The organism is Streptomyces sp. V4I8 (assembly GCF_041261225.1).
Lineage (GTDB): Bacteria > Actinomycetota > Actinomycetes > Streptomycetales > Streptomycetaceae > Streptomyces.
This window is the reverse complement of record NZ_JBGCCN010000001.1, coordinates 4490287-4501797: the sequence shown is the minus strand read 5'-3', so window position 1 is coordinate 4501797 and position 11511 is coordinate 4490287. Positions and strand designations below refer to the sequence as shown.

The 11511-nt window shown below is 72.3% G+C and carries 1 protein-coding gene; it reads left to right on the top strand.

The genetic code is table 11. The features are described from left to right. Positions 1-2 precede the first annotated feature (2 nt). On the top strand, positions 3-11414 hold the full coding sequence (locus ABIE67_RS20315) for a type I polyketide synthase (protein WP_370259260.1): 11412 nt from the start codon (positions 3-5) through the stop codon (positions 11412-11414). Positions 11415-11511: the final 97 nt, after the last annotated feature.

Genomic DNA, 11511 nt, shown 5'->3' with positions numbered 1-11511 from the left:
ACATGAACAACGAGCAGAAACTTCGCGACTACCTCAAGCGGGCGACGGTCGATCTGCGGGAGAGCCGTCAGCGTGTGCAGGATCTGGAGGAGCGTGCACACGAGCCGATCGCGATCGTGGGCATGGCATGCCGGCTCCCGGGCGGTATCGCCTCCCCGGACGACCTGTGGGAGCTGCTGAGCGCCGAACGTGACGCGGTCGGTCCCTTCCCGGACGGCCGCGGCTGGGACCTGGAGAACCTGTACCACCCGGACCCCGACCACCTCGGGACCTCGTACATCCGCGAAGGCGGCTTCCTGTACGAGGCGGACCGGTTCGACGCCGAGTTCTTCGGCATCAGCCCCCGCGAGGCGGCGGCGATGGACCCCCAGCAGCGGTTGCTGCTGGAGACCGGCTGGGAGGCTTTCGAACACGCGGGCATCGCCCCGACCACGCTGAGGGGCACCCGTACCGGGGTGTACATGGGCGTCATGTACGACGACTACGGCTCCCGCCCCAACACGCCCGAGGCCTTCGAGGGCTACATGCTGACCGGCAGCGCGGGCAGCGTCGCGTCGGGTCGTCTGGCCTACACCTTCGGCCTGGAGGGGCCGGCGGTGACGGTCGACACCGCGTGTTCGTCCTCGCTCGTCGCGCTTCATCTTGCCGCTCAGGCGCTGCGTCAGGGTGAGTGTTCGATGGCGCTCGCCGGTGGTGTGACCGTGATGGCGACACCCGGCACGTTCGTGGAGTTCTCCCGGCAGCGCGGGTTGTCGCCGGACGGGCGGTGCAAGGCGTTCTCGTCGTCGGCGGACGGCACGGGCTGGGCCGAGGGCGTCGGCGTGCTGGTGTTGGAGCGGCTGTCGGACGCGGAGCGCAGCGGGCATCGGGTGCTGGCGGTGATGCGTGGCTCCGCGGTGAACCAGGACGGTGCGAGCAGCCAGCTGACCGCGCCGAACGGGCCTGCGCAGGAGCGGGTCATACGGGCCGCGCTGGCCAGCGCGCGGCTGTCGGCGTCCGAGGTGGACGCCGTGGAGGCGCACGGTACGGGTACGCGGCTGGGTGATCCGATCGAGGCGCGGGCGCTGCTGTCCGCTTACGGCCAGGCCCGTGGGGACGACAACCCGTTGTGGTTGGGCTCGGTCAAGTCGAACATTGGTCACACGCAGGCCGCGGCGGGTGTCGCGGGCGTGATCAAGATGGTCATGGCGATGCGCAAGGGGGTCATGCCCTCGACCCTGCACGTGGACGAGCCGACCCCCGAGGTCGATTGGTCGGCGGGCACGGTGAAACTGCTGACGCAGGCTCAGCAGTGGCCGGAGCTCGATCGTCCGCGTCGGACGGGTGTGTCGTCCTTCGGGATCAGCGGGACCAACGCTCACGTGATCCTCGAAGAGGCGCCGCGCGACCGTGCTGCCGATCCGGTGACCGGACCGGATGCCGATGTACCGCAGCCGGAGCCGGGCCGACCGGCGCTGCCGGCACCGTGGTTGCTGTCGGCCAAGTCGGAGACCGCGCTCCAGGCACAGGCGAGCCGGCTGCTGGCCTGGCTCGCCGACCACCCCGAGGCGGATGACGCCGATGTCGCTGCCGTCCTGACCACCGCGCGCGCTCAGCTGGGCCGGCGCGGCGCGGTGCTCGGCGCCGACCGGGCCGCTCTGCTCGCCGGCCTCACGGCCCTGGCCGCGGGTTCGGCATCCCCGCATGCCGTGTCAGGTGTCGCCACCACCGGCGAGACGGCCTTCCTGTTCACCGGTCAGGGCGCCCAACGTATCGGCATGGGCGCGGGGTTGGCTGCCGCGTTCCCCGTGTTCGCCGCTGCCCTCGACGAGGTGTGCGCGGAATCCGATGCCCTGCTGGGGGTGTCGCTGCGCGAGGTCATGTTCGGCGAGACCGGTGGGACCGGGAACGGCGTCGGCGACACCGAGCGCACGGCCCTGCTCGACCGGACGGAGTTCACGCAGCCTGCGCTGTTCGCGTTCGAGGTGGCGCTGTATCGCCTCTTGGAGTCGTTCGGCGTGACCCCGGATGTGGTGGTCGGGCATTCGATCGGCGAGCTGGCCGCGGCCTATGTGGCCGAGGTGTGGTCGCTGGCCGACGCGTGCCGGCTCGTTGCCGCCCGTGGCCGGCTGATGGGCGCGCTGCCGACCGATGGAGCGATGCTCGCCGCCGCGGTGTCGGAGGAGCGGGCGCTGGAACTGCTCGCGGCCGGGACGGTCTCGTTGGCGGCCGTGAACGCGCCCGCGGCGGTGGTGTTCTCGGGCGAGACGGCGGCGATCGCCGCACTGGAGGACCGGCTGGCGGACGAGGGCGTGAAGACGACCCGGCTGACGGTCAGTCACGCCTTCCATTCGGCGTTGATGGAGCCGATGCTTGCCGAGTACGAGCAGGTCGCCGGATCGGTGGCGTACCGGACGCCACGCATTGATGTGTGCTCCACGGTGTCCGGTGCGCCGGCCGGTCCCGAACTGCTGACGCCGCAGTACTGGGTGCGGCAGGTGCGCGAGGCCGTGCGCTTCGCCCCGGCCGTGCAGTCACTCGTCGACTCCGGCGTGCGCCGGTTCGTCGAGGTGGGGCCGGACGCGGTGCTGGCGGCGCTGACCCGCCACACACTGATCGACGAGGTGGCGTCCCGCTCGCTGGTCGCGGCGGCGTCACGGCGCGGCGTCGACGAGGTCGACCAGTTCCTGCGGTTGCTCGCCGCCGCCCATTGCTCGGGTGTCACCGTCGACTGGGCTCCGCTGTCACCAGGAGGGCCGGTCACCCACCTCGACCTGCCTGTCTACGCTTTCCAGCATCGCCGCTACTGGGTGCAGCCCGACGACGATGCGCTCGGTGACATGGGCCGCGCCGGCCTGTCCGCGCTCGATCATCCGATGCTGCGCGTCGCCGCGCCGCTCGCCGGTCGCGACGAATGGCTGTTCAGCGGCAGGCTTTCCACCACCGACCAGCCGTGGATCGCCGACCACACGGCCTTCGGAGCGGTGCTTCTGCCCGGCACCGGGTTCGTGGATCTCGCGTTGGCCGCGGGCAGCCGCCTGGAACTGCCCGTCGTGGACGAACTCGTCCTGGCGACGCCGCTGCTGTTCGACGGTGCCGCTGCCGTGGACGTGCAGGTCTCGGTGACCGAGCCCGACCACACCGGCCGTCGACGCCTGTCGATCCACTCGCGCGCCGTCACCGGAACCGCGCCGTCCCACCCGGGCGAGCCGGACTGGACGCTGCACGCCACCGGCACCCTCGCCCCCGCCGACGGCGTGACGCCGGCCTGGGCGGACCCCGACTGGCCGCCGGCCGACGGCATGTCGGTCGACGGCACGCGTCTGTACGACCGGCTCGCCGACCTGGGATTCGGCTACGGCCCGAGCTTCCAAGGCGTGCGCGCCGCCTGGACCAGTGGTGACGACGTGTTCGCCGAGGTGACCCTGGACGAGACGACAGCGGGCCGGGCGGCGGGCTTCGGGGTGCATCCGGCGCTACTGGACGCGACCTTCCACGCCGCCATCGATGTGCTCGCCGACGACCTCCCCGACGGCAGGCTGCCGCTTCCGTTCTCCTTCGGCGGGGTCCGTGTGTACCGGCACGGCGCCACCGCGGTCCGCGCCCGCATCATCCGTTCGGGTTCCGAGAAGGTGCGCATCGACGCCTGCGACGCCACCGGCGCCGCGGTGCTGTCGATCGACGCCGTGCTCGCCCGCCCCGCGGACGCGAGCGCTCTCGCCGGTGCCCGCAGCCCGCTCTACGCGATCGACTGGACGCCGGTGACGGCGCCTGCGGTGTCGGACCGGCAACTGGTCGCACTGGGGCGGCCCGTCGCAGGCTGCGCCGAGACGTTCGAGGATGTCGCGGCGTTCGCGGCAGGCGGGGGCCACACAGGCGCGGCTGTCGTCTGGTCGCCCGAAACGGCGCCGGCGGACGGCGACGACGTCCCCGCGACCATCCGCACCGCCGTGCACAACGCCCTCGCGGTGCTGCGCGACTGGTTCGCCGAACCGGGCTGCGCCGACTCGACGCTGATCGTGCTGACCCGCAACGGAGCAGGTCTGCCCGGTGAGACGCCGGACCCCGCGGCAGCAGCCGTCCGTGGCCTGGTACGCAGTGCGCAATCGGAGCATCCGGGGCGCGTCGTGAATGTCGACCTCGACGACAACGACCCCGCGGACCTGCACCAGCGGATCGCCGCCGCAGTCGCCACGGACGAACCACAGCTCGCGATCCGCGACGGCGCCACGGTGGCACCGCGGCTGATCCGTGCGACCACCGTCGAATCGACCGGCGAGCCCTTCGGTGACGGCACGGTCCTGATCACCGGCGGCGCGGGCGGACTGGGCGCCGTCACCGCACGCCACCTGGTCACCCGGCACGGGGTGCGCAGACTGCTGCTCGTCTCGCGCCGCGGCTCCGCCGCGCCGGGTGTCGCGGAGCTGGTCGCCGAACTGACCGCGCTGGGCGCCGACGTACGCGTTGCCGCGTGCGACGTCAGCGATCGCGCCGACGTCGCGGCGCTGCTGGAATCCGTACCGGCGCACGAACCGGTGACCGCTGTCGTGCACACCGCGGGCGTGGTCGACGACGGCACCGTCGAAACCCTGACCGCCGAGCAGGTGGACCGGGTGCTCGCCCCGAAGGCCGATGCCGCCTGGCATCTGCACGAGCTCACCCGCGACATGGACCTGTCGGCGTTCGTGCTGTTCTCCTCCGCCGGGCCGCTGCTCGGCGGGCAGGGTCAGGGCAACTACGCGGCCGCGAACGCGGTGATGGACGCGCTCGCCCAGGCGCGCCGCAGCGCCGGTCTGCCCGCGCACTCGCTGGCCTGGGGGCTGTGGAAGCGCGGCATGGCCGAGGCATTGAACGACCCGGGTGCCGAACATCTGGTGCGTCAGATCCGCACGCGTCTCGGTCTGTCCCCGATCGAGCCGGACACCGGCATGCAGATGTTCGACGATGCGTTGACCACCGGCGAACCGATGCTGATGACCGCGCTGCTCGACACACCCGCCCTCACCGCACTGGGCCGGCTCGGCACGCTGCCCGCGGTGCTGCGCGGCCTGATCCATGTACCGTCGCGCGGCCAGATCGCCGACAGCCCGTTGCGCCGGCGGTTGCTCGACGCCCCCGCCGATCGGTGGGAGGCGCTGATCCGCGATGAGGTGCGCGCGATCGCCGCCGCGGTCCTCGGCCACGAGTCGGCCGACGCCATCGACCCCGAAACACCGTTCACGGAACTGGGCTTCGACTCACTCGGCGGAGTCGAGTTCCGCAACAAGGTGACCGCCGCCACCGGTGTTCAGCTTCCGTCCACGCTGGTGTTCGACTATCCGACCACCGCCGCTGTCGCGGGCTTCCTGCGTACCCGGGTCGACGGTTCGGCGCCGACGCGGCCGCGCCCCGCCTCGACCAGGGCCAGGGCCGACGAGCCGATCGCGATCGTCGGCATGAGCTGCCGGTATCCCGGCGGCGTCGAGAACCCTGACCAGCTCTGGGAACTGATCGCCGGGCGCGTCGACGCGATCACCTCGATCCCGGGCGACCGCGGCTGGGATGTCGACCACCTGTACGACACCGATCCCGGCAAGCCCGGCAAGATCTACACCCGGGAAGGCGGATTCCTGCATGCCGCGGGTGATTTCGATGCCGCCTTCTTCGGCATCGGACCCCGTGAGGCAGCGGCGATGGACCCGCAGCAGCGGCTGCTGCTCGAGGCGTCCTGGGAAGCGCTCGAAGACGCCGGTATCGATCCGACCTCACTGCGGGGCAGCGACACCGGGGTGTACGCGGGCGTCATGTACCAGGACTACGGCTACACGGCGCGCGAGGCCGCCGACGGTGCCGCGGAAGGCTATCTGGCGACCGGATCGGGCGGCAGCGTCGTCTCCGGCCGGGTGTCCTACGCCCTCGGTCTGGAAGGACCCGCGGTGACGGTGGACACGGCCTGTTCGTCGTCGCTGGTGGCCCTGCATCTGGCGGTGCAGGCACTGCGCGCCGGGGAGACGTCGCTGGTCCTGGCCAGCGGGGTGACGGTCATGTCGACTCCGATGCTGTTCCAGGAGTTCTCCCGGCAGCGGGCGCTGTCACCGGACGGGCGCTGCAAGGCGTTCTCGAGTGCCGCGGACGGTGTCTCGTGGGCCGAGGGCGTCGGCGTGCTCGCCCTCGAGCGGTTGTCCGACGCACAGCGCAACGGGCGCCCGGTGCTGGCCGTGGTCCGCGGCAGCGCCATCAACCAGGACGGTGCGAGCAACGGCTTGACCGCACCGAACGGTCCGTCCCAGGAGAGGGTGATCGCGCAGGCACTGGTCAACGCAGGGGTGGCCGCGGCCGAGGTGGACGCGGTGGAGGCGCACGGCACCGGCACCACGCTGGGTGACCCGATCGAGGCGCAGGCGCTGATCAACGCCTACGGACAGGATCGCGCCGAGCCGCTGCGGATCGGGTCGTTGAAGTCGAACATCGGGCACGCGCAGGCGGCTGCCGGTGTCGGCGGTGTGATCAAGATGGTGCAGGCGCTGCGGCACGGGACGTTGCCGCCCACCTTGCATGTCGACGAGCCGTCGCCGCACGTGGAGTGGTCGGCGGGTGCGGTACGGATCCTGACCGAGGCCGAGCCGTGGCCGGCCGGGGAGCGCCCGCGCCGGGCGGGAGTGTCGTCGTTCGGGATCAGCGGGACCAACGCGCACGTGATCCTCGAAGAGGCGCCCGCGGTCCCGCCGCGGCCGGTCGATCCACCGCGCCCGGCGGCCATGCCGCTGCTGCTGTCCGCGCGGACGCCTGCCGCGCTGCGGACCCAGGCGCGCCGTCTGTACGACACGCTGAGCGAACGTCCGGAGCTCGACCTGACCGACGTCGCGGTGACGCTGGCGCTGCACCGCGCGCGGCTCGAGCAGCGCGCCGCCGTCGTGGGCTCGGACCGGGAGACGCTGCTGGCGGCCTTGGCGCGCCTGGCAGCCGACGAGCCGGGACCGGGCATCGCCAATGGCGCCGGCCAGACAGGCACGACTGCGTTCCTGTTCACCGGTCAGGGCGCGCAGCGGATCGGGATGGGCGCTGGGCTGTACCGGGCGTTCCCGGTTTTCGCGGCCGTGCTCGAGGAGGTGTGCGCGGAATTCGACGCACACCTGGGGCATGCGCTGCGGGATGTGATGTTCGGCGCGGCTGACGAGACTCTGCTGGACCGCACCGAGTACACCCAGCCCGCGTTGTTCGCGTTCGAGGTGGCGATGTATCGCCTCGTCGAGTCGTTGGGCGTGACGCCGGATGTGGTGGCCGGGCATTCGATCGGCGAGCTGGCCGCGGCGTACGTGGCCGGTGTGTGGTCGTTGCCGGATGCGTGCGCACTCGTTGCGGCCCGGGGCCGGTTGATGGGGGCGCTGCCGACAGGCGGGAGCATGCTGGCCGCCGCGGTGCCGGAGGGGCGGGCCGTGGAGCTGCTGGCGGCGGTCAACACCGATCCGGCAGCCGCCGCGGTCTCGCTGGCCGCGGTGAACGCTCCCGACGCGGTGGTCTTCTCCGGAGACACCGAGGCGGTCTCGGCGCTCGAGTCGAGGCTGGCGGCCGAGGGCGTCAGGACCAGCAGGCTGCGGGTGAGCCACGCGTTCCACTCCGCCTTGATGGATCCGATGCTGACCGAGTTCGCGGAGATCGCCGCGGGCCTGACGTATCACGAGCCACGCATACCTTTGTGCTCCACGGTTTCCGGCACCTTCGCCGACGATTCGGTGGGCACGCCCGAGTATTGGGTGCGGCAGGTGCGCGAGGCAGTGCGCTTCGCCCCGGCGGTGCAGTCACTGCTCGATTCGGGTGTGGGCCTGTTCGTCGAGCTGGGCCCGGACGCGGTGCTGACGACCATGACCCGCGCCACTGTGGCGACGGACCTCGCGGCGCGCGCATCGGTGGTCGCGGCGTCCCGTCGCACAGTCGCCGAACCCGAGCAGCTGGTCGCCGCGCTGGCAACCGCGCACTGCGCGGGCCGGCCGGTGCGGTGGGCGGCCTACTTCGGAGCTCGACCGCAGGCACGGATCACGTTGCCCACCTATCCCTTCCAGCACGAACGATTCTGGCTGCTGCCCGCGGAGGCCGCCGCGCCGCTCGCCGGTGCCGACTCCGCCGACCATCCACTGCTGCACGCCCAGGTGCAGCTCGCCGGCAAGGACGAGTGGTTGTTCACCGGCAGGCTCTCGCTGCGCACGCACCCATGGCTCGCCGACCACGCCGTCTTCGGCGCGGTCTTGATGCCGGGTACCGGATTCGTGGAACTGGCCCTGGCCGCCGGCGCCCGGCTCGGCGTGCCGCGCCTGGCGGAACTGGTGCTCGCGGAGCCGCTGGTTCTCCCGACCGATGGTGCCGCGGACATTCAGCTCGCCGTGGGCGAACCCGACGCCGACGGGCACCGGAGCGTGGCCGTCCACGCCCGCGCCGCCGACGCCTGGGTGCTGCATGCCCGTGGCCTGCTCACGCCCGCCGCGCCGACCACGGCGCCGGGCTGGTCCCAGGTGTGGCCTCCGGTTGCGGGCGATCCGGTCGACGGGCAGCAGGTGTACGGCGCGCTCGGCGACCTCGGCTTCGGGTACGGCCCGGTGTTCCAGGGTGTTCGGGCCGCGTGGTCGCGTGGGGAGGAAGTCTTCGCCGACCTGGCGCTCGACACCGACACCGCGGCGCGCGCCACCGCCTTCGGACTGCATCCGGCACTGCTGGACGCGGTGTTCCACGCGGCTGTCGGCCATCTCGTCGAGGGCGGGGCCGACGGTCGGGTGCCGCTGCCCTTCGCCTTCGACGGTGTCCAGCTGGCACAGTCCGGCGTGGGTGCCCTGCGCGCCCGCATCGCCCGCATCGCACCGGACACCTTCTGCGTGGAGGCGGTCGACGCGACCGGTGCCCTCGTGCTGAGCATGGAGTCGGTGCGGTCCCGCCCGATCGAGCGGCGGGCGCTGGCCCAGTTGCGCGGCGCGGCACCGTTGTTCGACCTCGAGTGGGTCGCCGTGCCTGCCGTCTCCAAGGCGGGCACCGGGCGCATCGTCGTGCTCGGCGACCCGGCGGCCGTCGAGGCCCCTGAGCCCCCGACATGCTGTGCCGATCTCGCGGAACTCGCTGTGCTGCAGGATGTTCCCGACACGGTGGTCTGGTCGGCGCCGCGCGGAACCGGTGCCGACGCGGCGGACATACACGCCGGCGTGCTGACGACGCTCGCACTGTTGCAGGGCTGGATGGCCGCCGAACACCCCGGCCGGCTCGCGATCGTGACGCGCACGGCCGCCGGACTGCCCGGCGAGGAACCCGATCTGGTCGGAGCCGCCGTGGCGGGCCTGGTGCGCAGCGCACAGTCCGAGCACCCGGGCCGGTTCCTGCTCATCGACCACGACCGCGACGCCCTGCCGATCACGTCGCTCGCCGACGCCCTGGCCCAGGACGAACCGCACCTGGCCGTTCGCGAGGGCCGGCTCCTGGCACCGCGATTGCAGCAGCTGCCCGCCACCGAACCGGGCGTGCCACCGTCGTTCGACCACGGCACGGTGCTCATCACCGGCGGCACCGGCGGCATCGGCGCGATCGTCGCCCGGCATCTGGTCGCAGCGCACGGCGCACGACGGCTGCTGCTGGCATCGCGGCGCGGTGCCGCCGCGGACGGCGCCGCCGAACTGGTCGCCGAGCTGACCGGCCTCGGCGCCCACGTCCGGGTCGTGGCGTGCGACGTCACCGAACGCACCGCGGTCCAGGCCCTGCTGGCCGACATCGACACCGACGCCCCGCTGACCGCCGTCATCCATGCGGCGGGCGTCCTGGACGACGGCACGCTCGACACCCTCACCGCCGCGCAGACGACACGGGTGCTGGCACCGAAGGCCGATGCGGCACTGCACCTGCACGAGCTGACCCGCGACCTGGATCTGTCGGCGTTCGTGCTGTTCTCGTCCGCGGCGCCGTTGCTCGGCGGACAAGGACAGGGCAACTACGCCGCCGCGAACGGCGTGCTGGACGCGCTGGCACGCGTGCGGCGCAGCGCGGGCCTGCCCGCGCACTCACTGGCCTGGGGACTGTGGACCGTCGGCATGGCAGGGATACTCGGCGGGGACGGCGCCGAGCAGTACGCCCGCCAGCTCCGGGCCAGGCTGGGCCTGATCCCGATCGACCCGGAGTCCGGGATGGCGCTGTTCGACAACGCGCTCGCGACCGGTCGGGCGACACCGACGACGGCACTGCTGGACACGGCGGCGCTCACCGACCTGGCGCGCGGCGGCGCACTGCCCGCGGTACTGCGCGGCATGATCCGGGTTCCCCCGGCCGCCGCGAGTGCCGGTGTCAGCCTGGCGCGGCAGCTGGCCGCACTGCCCGACGCCGACCGCGACGGTGTGATCCTGCGCGAGGTGCGCAACGTCGCCTCGGCGGTCCTCGGCCACCTGTCCGGCGACGCAATCGACCCGGACGCACCGTTCACCGAGCTCGGTTTCGACTCCCTCGGTGCCGTCGAATTCCGGAACCGGCTCGCCCAGCTGACCGGGCTGACGCTGCCGTCGACGCTGATCTTCGACCACCCGACCGCCGCCGACGTGGCGAAACTGGTGCGATCGCTGATCGAGGAAGCCGACACCGGCGTGGTCGAGCAGGCACCGGCCGGCGTGCGCGGCACGATCACCGACCTGGTGTCGGCGGCGCATCGCCGCGGTGAGCTGGAAGGGGCGATGCCCCTGCTGATCGCGAGCTCGGCTCTGATGACCACGTACTCCGCCGGCGAGGCCGCCGCACAGCGCCCGGATGTGCAGCTCCTGGCGCGCGGCGCGGCGGCACCGGCACTGGTCTGCATCCCCTCGTTCCTTGCGGGATCGGGCCCCCACCAGTTCGCCCGCCTTGCCCGTGAACTGCGCGGCGAGCGGCGGGTCAGCGCGTTGCGGCTGCCCGGCGTGCGCGCAAGCGACGACCTGCCAGCGACGTGGACGGCGGCGATCGAGAGCCTCGCCGCGACCGTCGCATCGGAACTCGACCGAAGCCCGGTGGCGCTCATCGGCTATTCGGCCGGTGGCGCGATCGCCCATGCGGTCGCCCGGCGGATCGAGGACGACGGCGGCAAGCTCGCGGGCGTCGCGATGATCGACACCTACTCCCCGGAAGACCTCGAACTCAACCGCCACGTGCTCACCGACGCGCTGGGGCAGATCCTGTCCCGGAACAACGCACTGACCCCCGTCGACGACCACGGCCTGGTCGCCATGGGTGGCTATGCGCGGATATATACCGATCGTGAGGCCAGGCCGATCGCCGCGCCGACGCTGAATCTGCGGGCCACCATGACGCTGAGCAGCTTCGGAGGCGTCGACCCCGTCCCCGACTGGCAACACCGTGGACCGATCGAGCACATCGAGGCAGATCACTTCTCGATCATCGAGGAACAGGCGGCAGAGACCGCCGCGCACCTGCGGCGCTGGCTCGATTCACTCAGCGGCCATTGATATCCGAACCGTCAGATTCGAGGAACGAGGACACCTGACAGCCCTGGACAAGCCCGGCCGCCCGCGCGGCGCGCTCGGGCTTGTCCGCCTGCCCCGG

What these genes read in the sequence shown, in the direction of transcription:
- ABIE67_RS20315 (WP_370259260.1), top strand. Translation starts at nt 3, where the DNA reads ATGAACAACGAGCAGAAACTTCGCGACTACCTCAAGCGGGCGACGGTC.